Source organism: Arthrobacter sp. B2I5, from assembly GCF_030816735.1.
Classification (GTDB): domain Bacteria; phylum Actinomycetota; class Actinomycetes; order Actinomycetales; family Micrococcaceae; genus Arthrobacter.
In genome coordinates, this window is record NZ_JAUSYF010000001.1 from 630,690 (window position 1) to 648,111 (window position 17,422).

The following is a 17,422-nucleotide window of genomic DNA, read 5'->3' on the forward strand; positions in this document are numbered from 1 at the left end:
TTCCTTCCTATCGGGTGGTTGTGCTGGCGGGCCGGTCGGTAAGGTCCACCTTGATATCCAAACTCTGATCGCCGCGCTTGACCTTGAAGCCTACGGTGTCGCCGGGGTTGCGCTTGCGCAGTTCCGCCAGGAGCTTCTCCGGCGTGGTGAGCTCCACGCCCTCCATGGACTGCAGGACGTCACCCGGACGGATCCCGGCACGCCCGGCAGGACCGTCGCTGTCCGCTGCGAGCACCACGACGCCGGCCCCTTCCTGGATTCCCAGCTGGTCCGCGATCTGCGCCGTCAGTTCGCCCGGAGTGAGGCCCAGGTACGCGTGCTTCGCGGTGCCGTTTGCCAGCAGCTCTTCAGCAACGTCCACGGCGGTGGCGGCCGGAATCGCGAAGCCAAGTGATACAGCCCCGGCCGACGGCGGGATGTAGGCCTCGCTGATGCCGATCACCTCACCGCGCATATTGATCACCGCACCACCGGAGTTGCCGGGGCTGATGGGAGCGTCCGTCTGGATGAGGTCCACGAGGGAAAGGCTGTTGGACGCGGAGCCGGGGATGGAGCGGTGGAGGCCCGAGATGATGCCGGCGGTGGCCGTGTTTTCAAAGCCAAGGGGGGAGCCCAGGACCAGGGCGCCTTCGCCCACTTTGGGCAGGTCGCTTTGGTAGGTGGGTTTCGGCAGGCCGGTGCGCTTGGCCTGCACCAGCGCAAGGTCCGTCACGGCGTCGCTGGCCTTTACGGTTCCTTCCACGCGCTGTCCGTCGGCGAACCCCACCTCAACGCTGGTGGCGCCGCGGATCACGTGCTCGTTGGTCAGGATCAGCCCGTCCGCCGAGTACACCACGCCGCTGCCCAGGCCTCCCTCTGTAAAAATGGTGACGACGGACGGCGAGAGGTTCTCCACTAGCTGCGGCAGGTTGCCGGGCGATGTCCCGGAGCCGCCGCCTTCCACCGGTACAGCGGAACCGGGCGAGGAGGGTGCCGGCAACGGGTTGGCAGAGTCCGACGACGACGCTTGGCTTGAGGAGGTCCCGCTGGGGGGCGGGGGGCTTACGGTGCCGGTGCAGCCGCTGAATGCCAGCGCGGCCACGAGGGCGCCGGCGCCGAGGACCGTGCGCAGGCGGCGTGAACGCTGCAGATCGCTGGCCTGGCTCATCGGTACCTCCCTGCGGATGCTGGCTTTCTACCACCGTAGCCGGGGAGCGGGGAAAATACCAAGCACCCTTATTATCGCCGCCAGGGAGCCGGCCGCGAGCCTCTTATACGTCCGCGTGCAGGCCGTCGAACGCCATAGTGATGACGTCGTCGGCCAGGCGCTGCGGTGACAGCGAACCGCCGGGCTTGTACCACTCGACAATAGAGTTGATCATGCCGAACAGGAGCCGCGAGACCGTCCGGGGGTCGATGTCCTGGCGGAGCGAGCCTTCGTCGCGGGCGGCGGAAATCAGGGCTGCCACCTTGTGGTCGAAGGCACGCCGCCGTTCCAGCGCGTCGCGCTCGATCTCGGTATTGCCACGGAGGCGCAGGAGCAGCGTGACAAAGGGCAGCCGGTCTACCAGTACAGCCACCGTCTGGCGCAGCACGAACTCCAGCCGTGCATCGGCCGCTCCCGAGGTTGCCTGGGGCTGCTCCAGGATGGACTCGAGACCGCCCAGTGCGTGGTCCAGGGCGAGCTTGAGGAGATCGCCCTTGGACGGCACGTGGTGGTAGATGGCCGACTTTGAGATGCCCAGGTTCTCGGCCAGGATGCCCATGGAGGTGGCATCGTACCCGTGGCGGTTAAATACGTCGACGGCAATAAGCAGCACCGACTGCTGGTCATACCCGGGCCGGCCGCGCTTGGCAGGAGCATCTGTGGAAGACATACCCGCCATTTTCTCATGAACGTTCGGTAATGCGCCGCAGCCCGGTCGCCGCGGGGACCTTCGGCCCTTTTGATGCTGCTGGCCAGGGGCCACTCTGATGGGAAAGCCGCCGGCAGCAGGAGCCCTGCCACCCGCCCGAAGACCGGAAGGATGCCAGCCGTGGATGACAAAGCCGTTCGCCGGATCACCGGGTGGGCCGCCGTCGGGATGGTGGTGTTCTGGGCCGCCCAGTTCCCACTGTATCTAGCCCAGGACCCTGCCGTGGGGATCTATGACGGCGCCGGGGGTGCGGCGGAGGCATACCGAATCCGGACTATTATCTTCACCCGGGTCCTGATCGACTTGTGCCTTTACGTGGCTGCGATGGTCTTCGCTGCCGGGCTGGGCCACCTCATCCGCCGGGCGGATCTCGGTTATGGCTGGGCAGGGTCCCTGGTGGTCGCTGCCATGGCCGTCTGGGTGGGTGTGACCCTCGTGGCCAATGGATTGGAGGGCGGGCTGGCACTGGATGCCATGGCGCCGGACCCCGATCCGTCCGTGAACCGGGCGCTGACCATGGGATACATGCTGATCTACAACAGCTCCATTGCCTTTGCCATCACCGGGCTCTTTTTGGGCGCGGCCGGATGGGCCGCCGCGGCCACGGGAGTCCTGCCAAGCTGGACCCGGTGGGTCGCCTACGCCGGGGTCCTGCTGTGCGCCGCCGCGGTCCCCTCCATGTACGGCGGACCCCTGGACCCGTCAGGGTTCTACAATGCGGCCGGCTGGGGTCCGGTGATCATCGCCAATCTGCCCCCGGCGGTCTGGTTCGTGCTGGCAGCGGCGCTGCTGCTCCGCAGTTCCGCCCCCGTGGCGGCCAGCCGGAGGTCGCGCAGTGAACGGGAGCCGGGCGGCCCGGAGCGGCAGTAAACGAATGGCGGGGCAGCGCCGAACGCTGATGCCGCCCCGCCGACCGCGGAGAAGTGACTCCTACCCCTTCGGGCGCAGGTCGTAAATCCGGCGCAGCTTGCCGTTGGACCGCTCGAGCGAGCCCGGCTCCACCACGTTCACGGTGCAGGAAGAACCCACGTGGATCTTGATCTGCTCCTTTAAGGTGCGTGCCGCCGTCGTGCCCTGCTCAACGCTCACCGCGTCCCGGCGCTCGATCTTGACCGTCATCTGGTCCATCCGCTGGCCCTCCGGGCGGGTCAGTTCGAGCTGGAAGTGCGGGCTGAGCTCGGGGATCCGCAGCGCGATTTCCTCGATCTGGGACGGAAACACGTTCACGCCGCGCAGGATGATCATGTCGTCGCTGCGGCCGGTGATGCGTCCCATCCGCCGGTGCGCGGGGCGGGCCGTGCCGGGCAGCAGGCGGGTGAGGTCCTTGGTGCGGTAACGGATGATGGGGAGGGCTTCCTTGGTGAGCGACGTGAACACGAGTTCGCCATGCTCGCCGTCCCGCAGGACGTTTTCCTTGCCCACCACCGGGTTGAAGGCGTCAATAATTTCGGGGCGGAAGTGGTCCTCCCAGATGTGGCTGCCGTCCTGGGTCTCCACCGCTTCGCCGGCGACGCCCGGGCCCATCACTTCGGAGAGGCCGTAGATGTCGCACGCCTTGATGTTCATGGTGACTTCGAGCTCGTGCCGCATCTCCTCGGTCCATGGTTCGGCGCCCAGGACGGCATACTTCAGGGAGGTGGAGGCGGGGTCGATCCCCATGTGGGCCATGGCGTCGGCGATGGTCAGCAGGTACGTGGGGGTGGCCAGGATGGCGTCCGGCTTGAAGTCCTGGATCAGCTGGATCTGGCGCTCGGTCTGGCCGCCGGAGATGGGGATGACGGTGCAGCCCAGGGCCTCGGCTCCGGCATGGGCGCCCAGGCCCCCAGTGAACAGGCCGTAGCCGTAGGCGTTGTGGACCTTCATGCCGGGACGGATGCCGGAAGCGCGGAAGCTGCGGGCCACCAGCTTGGCCCAGTCGGCCAGGTCCTGCTTGGTGTAGCCGACGACGGTGGGCCGGCCCGTGGTGCCCGAGCTGGCGTGGACGCGGGCTACTTCGTGCTGCGGCACGGCGAACATGCCGAACGGGTATTCCTCGCGCAGGTCATCCTTGGTGGTGAAGGGGAAGTTGCCCAGGTCGCTGAGTTCGCGCAGGTCGTTGGGGTGGATCCCGGCGTCGTCGAACTTGCGCTTGTACAGCGGCACGCGGTCATACGCATAGGCCACGGTGTGCTGCAGGCGGCTGAGCTGGAGGGCTTCGAGCTCATCCCGGGAGATGGCTTCCTCGCGGTCCAGGACGGCGTCGGTGCCGGCGGGTGCGGTTTCGGGGGCATGCAGGGTCATGGTTTTCCTACTTCTTGGGGATGGTGCGGCTGCGTCCGCGGAACTCGGCGATGAGCTCGCCCGGGGAACTGGGTTGGGTCTCGGCGGCCGGCGCGGCGGCGTCGGCGGCGAAGATCTGGATGTCGTACAGGCCGCTGCGCCCGGCGCTGGAGCGGCGGTCGGCGACGGCGGTCAACACCTGGCCGCGGAAGGCGGGCTTAAGGAAGTTGATGTCGACGCCGGAGGCCACGGTGATGGTGCCTTCCTCGCCGGGTGCGGGGTGGATGGGGTTGCACGCGAGGGCGAAGGCGGTGTCCCCGAACGCGAAGATCATTCCGCCGTGGGCCATGCCGAATCCGTTGAGCATTTCCTGCCGGAGGGTCATCCGGATGGTGGCGTGGCCGTCGCTGAGGGCGAGGACCTCGATTCCCATCCATTCGGAGGCGTAGTCGTTTTCCAGGATGGGGTGGGTGGCCCCGGAAAGTGTTGCTTCAGCCATGCGTCATTGCCTCCAGCTTTATTTACCGAATGTTCATTAGGTAATCCCATGAGGGGGTCCGGTGTCAAGGGCTGGTCCCTCCCGCGAGATGGCACTTGGCGGCAGTCCCAGGCGCGAACATTGCCGTGAAGTGCCATCTCGCGGAGTGGTAGTGCAAGGATGGGAGGACCGGCACCAGCACAGCAAAGGGCGGACCATGGCAAAAGGCATCTACGTCAGCGCAACCACCCCGGGATCGGGCAAGTCCCTGATAGCCCTGGGCCTGGCCGATACGCTGCACCGGCACGCGGACAGGATCGGCTTCTTTAAACCGGTGGTCCACGGGCCCTCGGCAGCGAACGACCCCATGGTGGCGCTGATGAAGTCCCGGTTCGCCCTGGAGGATGACCGGTGCCGCGGCGGCCTGACGTACGACGAGGTCCGCACGCTGCTCGCGGAGGGAAACCGGGCGGAGATCGACGCCAGGTGCGTGGAGATCTTTGCGGACATCGCCCGCCACTGCGACGTGGTGATCGTCGAAGGCACCGACCTGGTGGGCCAGGATTCCGCCGTCGAATTCGACCTCAACGCCCGGCTTGCCAACAACCTCGCCACACCCGTGGTGGCCGTGGTGGGCGCCAAGGGGCGGACCGTTCCCGAGACCGCGGCCGCCGTCGAGGTTGCGCGGAAGGAACTTGCCGCCGAAAAATGCGCGCTGCTGGCCATCATGGTCAACCGGGCGGACGCCGATGACCTGGACGCCATTGCGGCCGCCCTGAAGCCGGGTGCCTCCGGCCGGCCTGTTTACATCCTGCCGGAACTGGAGGAGATCGCCCGGCCCACCACCGGCGAGGTGGCCCTGGCGCTGGGCGTGCGGCAGATCGCGGGAACTCCGGACATGGAACGCGACGTCAGGGACATCAAGGTGGCCGCCATGAACGTGGGCAACTTCCTGAATGTGCTCGATGAAGGCGCCCTGGTGATTGTGCCGGGGGACCGGGCGGACGTGATGGTGGCCTGCCTGGCATCCTCCTTCTCGCCTGAGTTCCCGGTGGCCTCGGCGCTCATCCTTACCGGCGGCCTGGCCCCGGACGCGAACATCTACCCGCTCCTGGCACAGGCGCCCTTCCCGGTGTTCGCCACGGAAGATGACACCTACCAGACTGCCCGCCGGGTCTCCGAGGTCCGCAGCGAGATCTGGTCCGGCCACCGGCGCAAGGTGGCCTCCGCCCTGGGGCTCTGGTCCCGCCGTGTTGATGAAACCGAGCTGGTGGAGCGCCTGCACCTGCCGCGGGCAGAGCGGATGACCCCGCTGCGGTTCCTGCACGACCTCATCGAGCGTGCCCGGGCGCAGCGCCGCCACGTGGTCCTGCCGGAGGGAACCGACGTCCGGATCCTGCGTGCTGCCGAAATCCTGCACCGCCGGGATGTCTGCGACCTGACGCTGCTGGGCCCCGAATCCGACATCCGGGAACTGGCTGCCGCCAACGGCATCGATTTGTCCGGCATCAACGTCATCGACCCGGCCACCTCCGAGCTGCGCCTGGAATTCGCCGAAAAGTACGCCGAACTGCGGGCGCACAAGGGCGTGGACCTGCCCAAGGCCCTGGAAATCATGCAGGACGTGAGCTACTTCGGCACCATGATGGTCCAGCTGGGCGTGGTGGACGGCATGGTCTCCGGCGCGGCCCACACCACCGCACACACCATCCGGCCGGCCCTGGAGTTCGTGAAGACCCGCGAGGGCGTAAAGATCGTGTCCTCGGTGTTCCTGATGCTCATGCCGGACCGGGTGCTGGTCTACGGCGACTGCGCAGTGAACCCGGATCCCAATGTGGAGCAGCTGGCGGACATTGCCCTGGCCTCGGCCGAGACCGCCGCCCAGTTCGGCGTGGAGCCGCGGGTTGCCATGCTCTCCTATTCCACCGGCGGCTCGGGCTCCGGGGAGGCCGTGGACGAGGTGCGGCAGGCCACCGAGCTGGTGCGCACGCGCCGCCCGGACCTCGCGGTTGAGGGCCCCATCCAGTACGACGCCGCCGTGGACGCCTCGATCGCCGCATCCAAGATGCCGGGCTCCTCGGTGGCCGGGCAGGCAACGGTATTCATTTTCCCGGACCTGAACACGGGCAACAACACCTACAAGGCGGTGCAGCAGAGCTCGGGGGCCGTGGCCGTGGGGCCCGTCCTGCAGGGGCTGCGGAAGCCGGTCAACGACCTCTCCCGCGGCTGCACCGTGGAGGACATCGTGAACACGGTGGCCATCACGGCCATCCAGGCGCAGGCCCAGACCCAAGGGCCGGCCGAGGGGTCCGTTCAGGCCGAAGTTTCGGCCCAGGCGCAGCCGGCCTCCTAGGACACCACGCACAAAGGTCGACGCCGGCACTTTGGCGAGTGCCGGCGTCGTCCCTTTGCTTAGGGCTGGGAATACTTAGGCGGCTGCCGGGACCTTCAGCGGCTCGATCTTGCCGATGACGAACAGGTAGTTGGCCGCGCCGATCAGGGAGATTGCGCCGATGACGGCCAGCGGCGCCACGAAGGAGCCGGTCTGGTCAACCAGCACGCCGATCAGGATGGGCGTGAAGATGCCGGCCAGGTTGGATGCGAAGTTCTGCAGGCCGCCGATGGAGCCGACGTGGCGGGAGCTGGGGGCCACGTCCGCCGGCAGTGACCAGATGCCGGTTGCCGCCACGGTGAGGCTGGAGTAGGCGACGGACAGCAGCGCCAGCGCCATCCAGGCTTCCGGAACCAGTGCGGCAAACATGATCACGGAACCGCCCGCCAGGCCACCGGCGATGGCGGTTTTACGGACCTTGCTGACCGGAGAGCCGGCGCGGACGGCACGGTCGGCAAGGTAGCCGCCCAGCCAGCCGAACAGGACGGCGCAGATGCCGGGGATGGCGCCGAAGAAGCCCAGCTTGAGCAGGTCGAAGCCGCGTTCCTTGACCAGGTAGCTGGGGAAGAACGTGATGAAGAAGTAGATGGCGCTGTTCAGGCAGAAGAAGCCGAACATCATGCTCAGGATGGTGCGGTACTTGAAGAGCGAACGCCAGGGGAGTTTGGCCGCGCCCTCGTCATCGCTGGCCACGCCGCGGGCGCCACCCTCCTGGATGTAGCTGACTTCGGCGGCATTGGCGCCGGTGTGCTCCTCCGGGCTGCGGTAGTACTTCCACCAGACGGCGGCCCAGATAATGCCCAGGACGCCGATGATGATGAACACCGCATGCCAGGAGGTGAAGGCGACGATCAGGGTGACGATCGGCAGGGCAATGACCGCCCCGACGCGCGAGCCGGAGTCCCAGATGCTGGTGGCAAAGGCGCGTTCGCGGACCGGGAACCAGGTGGCCACCACCTTGGCCGCCGTGCTGGGCGCCGGGCTCTCGCCGACACCCAGGAGGAAACGGGCCGCGAAAAGGGACCAGAAGCTGGAGGCCGCGGCAGTGACCATGGTGAAGACGGACCACCACACGGCGGCCAGCGAGAACGAGCGGCGGGGGCCCACCTTGTCCACGTACCAGCCGGCGGCGAGCTGGAAGAAGTCGTAGGCCCAGAAGAAGGCTGCAAAGATCAGCCCCTGCTGGGTGGCCGTGAGTTCAAAATCCTTGCCCATGAACGGCAGGGCAACGCTGAGGCTGGAACGGTCCAGGTAGTTGATGCTGAGGCCTATGAAGGCGAGCCAGATGATGACCCAGCGTTTGCGGGTCATGATGCGGGGCTGCCGGGCCTGGTTGGCTATGGATGTCTTACTTCCGAGCGTAGTCATGCGGTCTCCTTCGACATATACATGGCTTCGGGTGCGGTGCGCACGGGCGGGAGGGGGAGACGCGGAAGATGTCAGCGCCAAAATCATATAGGAATCTGGTTAATCATATAGAGATTGTGATCCAGATCAAGTGTTGCTTTGAAAAGCCCCTTATCGGAGCCGCCGCGGTGTGTGGCTTATGATTCCCCCAGCAGCTCACCAACGATCACTGGCAGTCCAAACCCGGCGTAAGGTCAGCCGGGGCCCGTCCAAGCCAGTACAAAACCAACCCAGTGCAAGAGGTAACAGCGTGCCCCCACGTCAACCATCCGAAGTTCCGCGCGGCAAGGCGGCCGTTCCCGACGTATACACGGCCATGCGCGCCTCCATCCTGGATGGCGGGATCGCTCCGGGTACCCGCATCAACATTGATGCCGTGGCCCGGAGCCTCGGAGTCTCGCAGACTCCCGTCCGTGAAGTCCTCCAGCGGCTCGAGGGCGACAACCTGGTGGTCTACAACCCCGGCCGGGGCTACAGCACCACCCCGCTCCTGGACCTGCCGGAACTGCGCTCGCTGTTCGAGTTCAGGCTCCTGGTGGAACCCTGGGCAGCGCGTGCGGCGGCGGTGGACCGTCTGGCCAATCCGGCAGGGACGCTGGAAAGGGAGCTGGCGGGCTTCCGGGATGCCATGAAGCGCAGCAAGGACCTGCGGCAGGATCTGGTGGCCCACGACACCCGCTTCCACGACACCATCCTCGCGGCCTCCGGAAACCCGGTGGTCCGGCACGCCTTTGCCCAGACGCACTGCCACCTGCACACCTTCAGGCTCTACCCTGCGGACGTGGACGGCGCCATCACCGTCGCTGAGCACACCGCCGTGCGCGAGGCGATCGAGGCCTGCGATCCCGAGCGGGCCGAGGCGGCCATGACCACCCACATCCGCAACTCCTTCGACAGGTTTGCCCAGGCGTTCGAGGGTGAACTTGCTCCGCTGGAGGACAGCGGCCCGCCGCGGCGGCGGATTGTCACCGGCTAGCACACGACGGCGCAGCCCCGGCCTGTAGAAGGCCGGGGCTTTTTGCGCTTCGCGGTGAAGGTAAGTGACGGGAAGGGCTTGACCTGGATCACATGTCCTATATGATTTTAGAAATTCGTATAGGAATCGAATCTTTCCCTTCCCTCACAGCTGCCATCCGAAAGTTGAGATCCATGCCTTCCATTACGTCCATCAAGACCCAGGACGTCCGTTTTCCCACATCCCTTGAACTTGACGGTTCCGATGCGGTCAACGTCGACCCCGATTACTCCGCCGCGTACGTTGTCATCCGCACTGATGCGGGCGACGAGGGCCATGGCTTCGTCTTCAGCTGCGGCCGCGGCAACGAGATCCTGACGTCCGCCATTGACGCCTACGCACGACTCCTGGTGGGCCGCGACATCGACGAGCTGATCTCTGACCTGGGCGCCGCCTCAAGGCTCCTGGTCCACGACTCCCAGCTCCGTTGGCTGGGTCCCGAAAAGGGCGTCACCCAGATGGCGTGCGGCGCCCTGGTTAGCGCCCTGTGGGACATCCGCGCCCGCCGCGAAAACAAGCCGCTCTGGCTCCTCCTTGCTGAGATGACGCCCGAGGAACTGGTGAGCGTGGTGGACTTCACCCACATCCGGGACGCCCTCAGCCCCGAGGAAGCACTGGAGATCCTCCGCGCCGGCCAGGAAGGCAAGACCGAACGGATCGCCGCCCTCAAGGCCGACGGCTTCCCTGCCTACACCACCTCCCCGGGCTGGCTCGGCTACAGCGACGAGAAGCTGGTCCGGCTGAGCAAGGAAGCGGCGGCAGAGGGCTTTTCCATGATCAAGCTCAAAGTGGGCGGTGACATCAACGATGACCGCCGGCGCATGGCCCTGGCCCGTGAGGCCGTGGGCGCCCTGCCCATCGCGATCGACGCCAACCAGCGCTGGGAAGTGTCCGAGGCCATTGAGTGGGTCAACCAGCTGGCCGAATTCAACCCCTACTGGATTGAAGAGCCCACCAGCACGGACGACATCCTGGGCCACGCCGAGATCCGCAGGGGTGTCAGCCCGGTTCGGGTCGCCACCGGAGAGGCCGTGGCAAGCCGCATCGTCTTCAAGCAGCTCCTCCAGGCCGGCGCCATCGACGTCCTCCAGCTTGACTCCACCCGCGTGGCCGGCGTCAACGAGAACATCGCCATCCTGCTGCTGGCGGCCAAATTCGGCGTTCCCGTCTGCCCGCACGCCGGGGGAGTGGGCCTGTGCGAACTGGTCCAGCACTTCTCCTTCTTCGACTACGCCGTGGTGGCCCGCAGCCAGGAAAGCCGCATGATCGAATTCGTGGACCACCTGCACGAGCACTTCGCCGAACCCGTCCGGATCATCGACGGCCGCTATGCCGCCCCGGCACTGCCCGGCACCGGCGCCGAGATGTTTGCCGCCTCCCGTTCCCGCTGGGAATTCCCCAACGGCGCAGGGTGGCAGGAGGTAGGCAACCGGGCCGCCGTCACCGGCGGCTCCGTTGCCGCGGCAGCAGGAGCCGGCCGATGAACACGGCCCCGGAGGCAACGGCCGTCCTCGCGGCACCCACCACCGTGGGGCAGCTGGACACCGCGGTGGTGGCCGCCCACCGTGCCTTCGAGCAGGCCCGCCTGGCGGATCCGGACCGGCGCGCGGGGTGGCTTGAGGCCATTGCCGCCGGCCTGGAGCAGGATGCTGCGGCGCTGGTGGAGACCGCCGTAGCGGAAACGCACCTCGGGGCTCCTCGTCTGGAAGGGGAACTGAAGCGCACCGTGTTCCAGCTGCGGCTCTTCGCAGCGGAAATCCGCCAGGGTGAGCACTTCGACGCCACCATCGACCACGGCGACCCCGCCTGGCCCATGGGCGCGCGCCCTGACCTTCGGCGCTGCAACGTTCCACTCGGCGTCGTTGGCGTTTTCGGCGCCTCCAACTTCCCCTTTGCGTTCAGTGTGATGGGCGGGGACAGCGCGTCGGCCCTGGCCTCGGGCTGCGCCGTGGTCCACAAGGCGCACGACGCGCACGCACGGCTTGCTGCCCGGACCGCCCGCACGGTGATCGACGCGCTGGAAGGTGCGGGGGCGCCGTCGGGCCTGTTCACCATGGTGACCGGACGGCAAGCTGGCGAGGCACTCGTTGACCACCCCCTGGTCAAGGCCATCGGCTTCACCGGCTCCACCGCCGGCGGCCGGGCCCTGCTCAACCGCATCGCTGCCCGCCCGGAACCCATCCCGTTCTTCGGTGAGCTGGGCGGCATCAACGCGGTCTTCGTCACGGGCGGGGCCTGGGCAACGCGGCGGGCGGAAATCCTTGCCGGCTACGCTGCCTCCTTCACCCTGGGAATGGGCCAGTTCTGCACCAAGCCCGGACTCCTGTTCGTCCCCGCTGGGCAGGCTGACGGCATCCGCCGCGAGCTGGAGCAGGCCCTGGCAGGTTTCACGCCCGCCCGGCTGCTCAGCCCCCGCCTGCACGACGGCTACGCCGATGCCGTCACCCGGCTCCGGGACAGCGGCGGCGTGGACGTCCTGGTGGAAGGCAACTTTGCCGAGGAACCGGCCCCCACGGTCCTGCTCACCACGGCAACGGACGTCCGGAAGAACCCGGAGCTGCTCCGCCAGGAGATGTTCGGCCCGGCCAGCCTGGTGGTTGAATACGGTGACGAATCCGAATTGCCGGACCTGGCAGGGCTGCTGGAAGGGCAGCTGACCACCACGCTGCAGGCTGAAGCTGACGACGACGTGGACGCGCTCGCAGCCCGCTTGGCGGACATCAGCGGCAGGGTCCTGTGGAACGGCTGGCCCACCGGCGTCACCGTCAGCTATGCCCAGCACCACGGCGGGCCCTACCCGGCCACCACCTCAAACACCACCTCGGTGGGGACGGCGGCGATCCGCCGCTTCCTGCGGCCCGTGGCGTACCAGTCATTCCCGGCGCAGCGGCTGCCCGAACCGCTGCGGGACAACAATCCCTGGCAGGTTCCGCAAAGGGTCGACGGCGTCTGGCAGCGCCCGTCCGGCCCCGCCGCCGGGTCCGTGGCAACCCAGGAGGACAAGCAGTGAACGCCATAACCACTGAAGAAGTCCAGACAGTCCTGCCCGAGGACGCGGACCAGGCCCTGCTGATCGGGCGGGTCTGGGATGTGGAGAGCGGCGGCCCGCGCGTCGTTGCCGTCAGCGGGGGCAGCATCTATGACCTGCACCGGATGGCCGGAACGGTCGCGGAGCTCCTGGAGCTGCCGGACCCGGCAGCTGCCGTCCGCTCCGCCCTTGCGGATCCCAGCCTGGCGGAAGCGCGGTGGGAGACGGCCGCCGTCGTCAACGCTTCCCTGGCCGGTGACAGCACCCGGACCAGGCTGCTGGCGCCCGTGGACCTCCAGGTCATCAAGGCCTGCGGCGTCACGTTCGTGAGACAGCATGATCGAGCGGGTCATCGAGGAGCGCTGTGCCGGTGACGCTGGACGTGCAGCCGAGGTCCGGGAACTGGTGGGCCGAGCCCTGGGCGGAAGCATTTCTGCCCTGCGGCCGGGATCGCCGGAAGCCGCCGAGGCCAAACGCGTCCTGATCTCCGAAGGCCTGTGGTCGCAGTACCTGGAGGTGGGGATCGGCCCGGACCCGGAGGTTTTCACCAAAGCCCCCGTCCTGTCTTCGGTGGGCCTGGGCGCGGGCATCGGGATTCCCGCCTTTTCGTCCTGGAACAACCCCGAGCCGGAGCTGGTCCTGATCGCCACCTCAGCCGGCAAGGTGGTGGGCGCGACGCTGGGCAACGACGTGAACCTGCGCGATGTGGAAGGCAGGAGTGCGCTGCTGCTGGGCAAGGCCAAGGACAACAACGCCTCCAGCGCGCTGGGCCCGTTGATCCGGCTCTTCGACGGCACTTTCACCCTCGAAACGCTGCGCGATGAGGAAATCCTGCTGCGCGTTGAGGGCCGGGACGGCTACCTGCTGGAGGGCCGGAACAGCGTTGCCCGGATCAGCAGGCCCTTCGAGGAGCTTGTGGCCGCAACCTACGGAAAGCACCACCAGTATCCGGACGGGTTTGCGCTCTTCACGGGGACGCTGTTCGCCCCAACGCAGGACCGTGACGTGCCGGGGGAGGGTTTCACGCACAAACACGGCGACCTGGTGACCATCCGCAGCCGGCACCTCGGTGCCCTGGTGAACCGGGTGGGCCCGTGCGAGGAGCTTCCGGAATGGTCGTTCGGTCTCCGCCGGCTTTTCGCTTACCTGGCTGCGCAGCGGCAGGGGGCCCGGGCGTAGTTGCCACGCAGCGAAGTACGACGCCGGCACTTTGGTAAGTGCCGGCGTCGTACTTTTTTCGCTGGTGTTCTTAGCTGTTGTCCGGCTTGGCCAGGCTCTCCGGGTCTTCCTGCTTGGCAGCTTCGTCCGAGAGGCCCTGCGGCGTGAGGTCCAGGTCCTCCCGGTTCTCCGGTGCCTCCGGGGCTTCCCCGGTCTCCGAGGCCTTGACGTGGCCGGTGTCGTCCAGGGCCGGGTTGGCGCCCTCCACGCCCGTGGGATCATTCTTGCTGCCGGAGTCCGGCTGGGCGTTGAGCGGGGCGGTGCTGCTGGATCCCGTGTTGGTGGGGTCGTTCTCGTCGATCGAATTGGGCTCGTTCGTCATGGAATTGTCCTCTCGGCGTGGTCCAGCCTTGTCCGCCGACCATAGGCACAGCCGCGCCCGATCCGCAAGGAATCAGCCGCGCGGCGCGGCACATATAGTGGGGGTTGAACTGCAGACGCCAGGCTGAGGAGGCCCCGCATGCTCGTGCTCGTCATCAACTCCGGTTCGTCGTCCCTGAAGTACCAGGTCCGTGACGTGGCCGCCGGAACGGTCCTCACCGAGGGGCTGATCGAGAAGATCGGCATGGGCAACGGCGGCGGCGGAGACGGCGAGATCGAGGGCCCGCGGGACCACGCGGAGGCGCTGGAGCAGGTGGACGCGGCCATCCACCAGGAGCTGGGCGACCTCGAGCTGGCCGCGGTGGGGCACCGGGTGGTCCACGGCGGCGAGCGGTTCGCCGAACCCGTGCTGGTGGACAACGAAATCACCCGGGCCATCGAACGCCTCAACCCGCTGGCGCCGCTGCACAACCCCGCCAACGTCCTGGGCATCCGGGCCATCACCAAGAAGTGGCCCACAATGCCGCAGGTGGCCGTTTTCGACACCGCATTCCACCGGACGCTGCCGGAGCACGCCTGGCGCTACGCCGTCCCGGACGAGCTGTACACCAACCACGGCATCCGCCGCTACGGCTTCCACGGGACCTCGCACGAGTACGTGGCACGCCGGTCGGCCGCCCTGCTGGACCTCCCCGTCGAGGAGTTCGACGGCGTCATCGCCCACCTGGGTAACGGGGCATCCGTCACCGCCATCCGCGGCGGGCGGTCAGTGGACACTTCCATGGGCTTCACGCCCCTCGAGGGGCTGGTCATGGGCACGCGCTCCGGCGATCTGGACCCCTCCATCCTGGTGTTCCTGGGCCGCGCCGGCTGGACACCCGAGGACATCGACACCATGCTCAACCGGGAATCGGGGCTGAAGGGCCTGGCCGGCAACAATGACATGCGCTCGGTGGTGGAAGCCTCCGAGTCAGGTGACGGGAAGGCCGCCACGGCCCTGGCGGTGGCGTCGTACCGGCTGGCCAAATACATCGGCGGCTACCACGTGGCTGTCGGCGGGGCCAAGGCGCTGGTGTTCACGGCCGGCATCGGCGAGAACTCTCACCAGTTCCGGGCACAGGTGGCGGAGCGGCTGGGCGCCCTGGGCATCGAGCTCGACGCCGGCCTGAACGCCGAGCGGTCAAAGGAGCCTCGCGTCATATCCACGCCGTCCTCCGCCATTCCCGTCCTGGTGGTGCCCACCGATGAGGAACGTGCCATCGCAGAGGCGACTGCCGCCGTCGTCGGATCATCGACTGCTCCGTAGCGGTCCTTATGGGCGCCCAAAACGACGTTTTTGGAGCAACCGATGAACCATGGGTTAGCCTCGGTCCATGCCGCACATCAGCCTGCCGATCCGCACCGAACGGCTGGTCCTTCGCCGGTTTGACGGCGGTGACCTGGACGCGTTCCACGCCTACCACTCGTTGCCGGAGACCGCCCGGTTCCTGCCGGGCCCGGCCAAAAGCTACACGCAGTCGATGGAACGGGTGGGCCGGTACGCCAACTTTGTCTTCGAAAAGGAAGGCGACTGGGTAGCCCTTGCCATCGAGGCGGCGGATGAGCCCGGGTTGCAGGGTGAAGTGGTGCTCAAATGGCTGCCCGGGCGTGGGCAGGGCGAAGTGGGGTGGACCCTGGCGCCTGGAGCCCGCGGCAAGGGCTACGGCACTGAGGCCGCGGGGGCCGTCCTCAACCTGGGTTTCAAGGAGCTGGGCATGCACCGGATTGAAGCCCGGCTGGACGAGCTCAACGTGGCGTCGGCGTCACTGTGCGTCCGGCTGGGCATGCGGCTGGAGGCGCGGCACATCGACAAGTGGCACTACAAAGGACAGTGGGCCACCGAGCTCACCTACGCCATCCTCGCCGATGAGTGGCGGACCAGTTCCGCCCGATAGTTTTACGCCCGGCCCTTGAGGATCAGGTTCCAGTAGATCTTCGGAAACAGGTCCCGGTCCACGAGCCATGACAGTTTGCTTTCATTCCAGGTGGGAACCCGGGGAATGGTGGGCATGGGACGGTACCGGTCGTCGAATTCGGCGAAAACCACGGTGTCCCTTGACACCGTGAACGGGCACACCGAGTAACCGTTGTACTTCGCCGGCAGCGCTTTGCCTTTCCGGGCTGCCACCAGGTTCTTGGCCACCACCTTGGTCTGCTTGCGCAGCGCCCCGCCGGACTTGGAGTTGGTGGTGCCCGCGGCGTCGCCCAGGGACCACACATTGGGGTACCGGAGGTGCCGGAGCGTCTGCCGGTCCACCTCCACGAACCCGCCCGCGTCGCCGCCGGCCGGCAGGTCCGTGGCCTTGAGCCAGTCCGGGGCCGACTGCGGCGGGACGGCATTGAGGACGTCGTATTCTAGGTCCTCCGTGGTATTCGCGGCGTTGTCCCGGATGGTTGCCCTGCGGCCGGCTGCGCTCACCGACACCAGTTCGCTGTTGGTCCGCAGCTCGATCCCGTACTCGGCGATCTTCCGATCCAGCTCACGGTCCACTTCCGGAACCCCGAACACCGTGGGGTAGGGCTGCACCATCACCACCCGGATCTTGTCCAGGACCCCTTGTTCACGCCAGTAGTCGCAGGCAAGGTACATGGGTTTCTGGGCCGCGCCGCCGCACTTGATGGGTCCGGCGGGCATCGTGAAAACCGCGGTGCCGGAGGTCATTCCGCTGAGCAGCGTCCAGGCCTTGGGGGCAAGATCGAACTCATAGTGGGAGGCTCCATGGGGCGAGTGGACGGCCTCGGCCAGGCCCGGCACCGCGTCCCAGTCATACTGCAGCCCGGGGCACACCACCAGCTGGCCGTAAGCCACCGAGGCCCCGGACTCCAAGGCGACCGTGTTGGCATCGGCGTCCACGCCCGCCGCCGCGTCCCGGATCCAGGCGACGCCCTGGGGGACAACCGATTGCTGGGGCCGGACGGCTTCCTTGGCCTGGGCCCGGCCGCCTGCGATGTGCGAAAACAGTGGCTGGTAGAGGTGGTGGTCCCGTGGTTCGATCACGGCCACGTCCTTGACGCCATAGCGCTGCAACCTGGCGGCCAGCGAAATGCCGGCATTGCCGCCGCCGATGATGACCACCTCATGCTGGACAGGCACGGCGCTACTTCTTCTCAGTCAGCGCGGATGCCTTGTGGGCCGCACGGGCGCCGGTCTTCTCCGATTCCACCACGTACTGCGGCTCATCCTCAGAGGCGCGGTGCGTATTGCCGTCGAGGTCGAAGTCGCTGGTCTTCTTTTCCACGATCCGGCCGTGGGTCTTGCCCTGCGAAGTGTTCCACTCCACGTGCGTTCCCTTGCTCAATGACATGCCCGCTCCTCTGGTCCCTGCGGAAAACAAGTGCCCCACAATAGTAAGCATGGTTAGCTTTTTTG

Annotated in this window: 15 protein-coding genes and 1 pseudogene; 8 read left to right on the forward strand and 8 right to left on the reverse strand. The window is 67.2% G+C overall.

The features are described from left to right. Positions 1 to 7: 7 nt before the first annotated feature. Positions 8 to 1,147, reverse strand: coding sequence for a S1C family serine protease (locus QFZ60_RS02960; RefSeq protein WP_307087991.1), 1,140 nt, complete (start codon positions 1,145 to 1,147; stop codon positions 8 to 10). 103 nt (positions 1,148 to 1,250) lie between these two features. Next, on the reverse strand, positions 1,251 to 1,856 hold the full coding sequence (locus QFZ60_RS02965) for a TetR/AcrR family transcriptional regulator (protein WP_307087993.1): 606 nt from the start codon (positions 1,854 to 1,856) through the stop codon (positions 1,251 to 1,253). Between the two features lie 159 nt (positions 1,857 to 2,015). Between QFZ60_RS02965 and QFZ60_RS02970 the strand changes: the two genes are divergently transcribed. Then, complete coding sequence (locus QFZ60_RS02970; RefSeq protein ID WP_307087995.1) at positions 2,016 to 2,765, forward strand: hypothetical protein; 750 nt, start codon at positions 2,016 to 2,018, stop codon at positions 2,763 to 2,765. 60 nt (positions 2,766 to 2,825) lie between these two features. Here QFZ60_RS02970 and paaK read toward each other — a convergent pair whose 3' ends face one another. Continuing rightward, positions 2,826 to 4,175, reverse strand: coding sequence for a phenylacetate--CoA ligase PaaK (gene paaK / locus QFZ60_RS02975; protein WP_307087996.1), 1,350 nt, complete (start codon positions 4,173 to 4,175; stop codon positions 2,826 to 2,828). A gap of 7 nt (positions 4,176 to 4,182) precedes the next feature. Further along, positions 4,183 to 4,653: a hotdog fold thioesterase gene (locus QFZ60_RS02980; protein WP_056328864.1), complete on the reverse strand. Its 471-nt coding sequence runs from the start codon at positions 4,651 to 4,653 to the stop codon at positions 4,183 to 4,185. Between the two features lie 196 nt (positions 4,654 to 4,849). Here QFZ60_RS02980 and pta point away from each other — a divergent pair, with 196 nt between their 5' ends. Continuing rightward, complete coding sequence (gene pta / locus QFZ60_RS02985; protein WP_307087997.1) at positions 4,850 to 6,985, forward strand: phosphate acetyltransferase; 2,136 nt, start codon at positions 4,850 to 4,852, stop codon at positions 6,983 to 6,985. Between the two features lie 75 nt (positions 6,986 to 7,060). Here the strand turns inward: pta and QFZ60_RS02990 are convergent, their stop codons facing one another. Beyond that, positions 7,061 to 8,392 carry an MFS transporter gene (locus tag QFZ60_RS02990; RefSeq protein ID WP_307087999.1) on the reverse strand — a complete coding sequence of 444 codons (1,332 nt, stop codon included), beginning with the start codon at positions 8,390 to 8,392 and terminating at the stop codon, positions 7,061 to 7,063. A gap of 289 nt (positions 8,393 to 8,681) precedes the next feature. Between QFZ60_RS02990 and QFZ60_RS02995 the strand changes: the two genes are divergently transcribed. From QFZ60_RS02995 to QFZ60_RS03010, 4 genes and pseudogenes are all read left to right on the forward strand, one after another. Further along, positions 8,682 to 9,407 carry a GntR family transcriptional regulator gene (locus QFZ60_RS02995; protein WP_307088002.1) on the forward strand — a complete coding sequence of 242 codons (726 nt, stop codon included), beginning with the start codon at positions 8,682 to 8,684 and terminating at the stop codon, positions 9,405 to 9,407. Positions 9,408 to 9,580: 173 nt separating this feature from the next. Beyond that, positions 9,581 to 10,930 (forward strand): L-fuconate dehydratase, encoded by a 1,350-nt coding sequence (locus QFZ60_RS03000; protein WP_307088004.1) that lies wholly within the window; start codon positions 9,581 to 9,583, stop codon positions 10,928 to 10,930. Continuing rightward, a complete protein-coding gene (locus QFZ60_RS03005) occupies positions 10,927 to 12,456 on the forward strand; it encodes an aldehyde dehydrogenase (NADP(+)) (protein ID WP_307088006.1) in 1,530 nt (509 codons plus the stop codon). Before QFZ60_RS03000 ends, QFZ60_RS03005 begins: the two co-directional genes overlap by 4 nt. Before the next feature lie 5 nt (positions 12,457 to 12,461). Further along, positions 12,462 to 13,653 (forward strand): annotated as a pseudogene (locus QFZ60_RS03010) (fumarylacetoacetate hydrolase family protein). Positions 13,654 to 13,723: 70 nt separating this feature from the next. Here QFZ60_RS03010 and QFZ60_RS03015 read toward each other — a convergent pair. Further along, a complete protein-coding gene (locus QFZ60_RS03015) occupies positions 13,724 to 14,014 on the reverse strand; it encodes a hypothetical protein (protein ID WP_307088008.1) in 291 nt (96 codons plus the stop codon). A 138-nt stretch (positions 14,015 to 14,152) separates the two neighbouring features. On the opposite strand from QFZ60_RS03015, the gene QFZ60_RS03020 reads away from it, so the two are divergent. Further along, positions 14,153 to 15,319 (forward strand): acetate kinase, encoded by a 1,167-nt coding sequence (locus QFZ60_RS03020; protein WP_307088010.1) that lies wholly within the window; start codon positions 14,153 to 14,155, stop codon positions 15,317 to 15,319. A 67-nt stretch (positions 15,320 to 15,386) separates the two neighbouring features. Beyond that, complete coding sequence (locus QFZ60_RS03025) at positions 15,387 to 15,947, forward strand: GNAT family N-acetyltransferase (protein ID WP_307088012.1); 561 nt, start codon at positions 15,387 to 15,389, stop codon at positions 15,945 to 15,947. A 2-nt stretch (positions 15,948 to 15,949) separates the two neighbouring features. On the opposite strand, the gene QFZ60_RS03030 is transcribed toward QFZ60_RS03025, so the two are convergent. Both QFZ60_RS03030 and QFZ60_RS03035 read right to left on the reverse strand, forming a co-directional pair. Beyond that, positions 15,950 to 17,146 carry an NAD(P)/FAD-dependent oxidoreductase gene (locus QFZ60_RS03030; RefSeq protein WP_307088014.1) on the reverse strand — a complete coding sequence of 399 codons (1,197 nt, stop codon included), beginning with the start codon at positions 17,144 to 17,146 and terminating at the stop codon, positions 15,950 to 15,952. Between the two features lie 4 nt (positions 17,147 to 17,150). Next, positions 17,151 to 17,357, reverse strand: coding sequence for a DUF2945 domain-containing protein (locus QFZ60_RS03035; protein WP_056328894.1), 207 nt, complete (start codon positions 17,355 to 17,357; stop codon positions 17,151 to 17,153). Positions 17,358 to 17,422: the final 65 nt, after the last annotated feature.

What these genes read in the sequence shown, in the direction of transcription:
- QFZ60_RS02960 (WP_307087991.1), bottom strand. Translation starts at nt 1,147, where the DNA reads ATGAGCCAGGCCAGCGATCTGCAGCGTTCACGCCGCCTGCGCACGGTC.
- QFZ60_RS02965 (WP_307087993.1), bottom strand. Translation starts at nt 1,856, where the DNA reads ATGTCTTCCACAGATGCTCCTGCCAAGCGCGGCCGGCCCGGGTATGAC.
- paaK (WP_307087996.1), bottom strand. Translation starts at nt 4,175, where the DNA reads ATGACCCTGCATGCCCCCGAAACCGCACCCGCCGGCACCGACGCCGTC.
- QFZ60_RS02980 (WP_056328864.1), bottom strand. Translation starts at nt 4,653, where the DNA reads ATGGCTGAAGCAACACTTTCCGGGGCCACCCACCCCATCCTGGAAAAC.
- pta (WP_307087997.1), top strand. Translation starts at nt 4,850, where the DNA reads ATGGCAAAAGGCATCTACGTCAGCGCAACCACCCCGGGATCGGGCAAG.
- QFZ60_RS02990 (WP_307087999.1), bottom strand. Translation starts at nt 8,392, where the DNA reads ATGACTACGCTCGGAAGTAAGACATCCATAGCCAACCAGGCCCGGCAG.
- QFZ60_RS03000 (WP_307088004.1), top strand. Translation starts at nt 9,581, where the DNA reads ATGCCTTCCATTACGTCCATCAAGACCCAGGACGTCCGTTTTCCCACA.
- QFZ60_RS03005 (WP_307088006.1), top strand. Translation starts at nt 10,927, where the DNA reads ATGAACACGGCCCCGGAGGCAACGGCCGTCCTCGCGGCACCCACCACC.
- QFZ60_RS03015 (WP_307088008.1), bottom strand. Translation starts at nt 14,014, where the DNA reads ATGACGAACGAGCCCAATTCGATCGACGAGAACGACCCCACCAACACG.
- QFZ60_RS03020 (WP_307088010.1), top strand. Translation starts at nt 14,153, where the DNA reads ATGCTCGTGCTCGTCATCAACTCCGGTTCGTCGTCCCTGAAGTACCAG.
- QFZ60_RS03025 (WP_307088012.1), top strand. Translation starts at nt 15,387, where the DNA reads ATGCCGCACATCAGCCTGCCGATCCGCACCGAACGGCTGGTCCTTCGC.
- QFZ60_RS03035 (WP_056328894.1), bottom strand. Translation starts at nt 17,357, where the DNA reads ATGTCATTGAGCAAGGGAACGCACGTGGAGTGGAACACTTCGCAGGGC.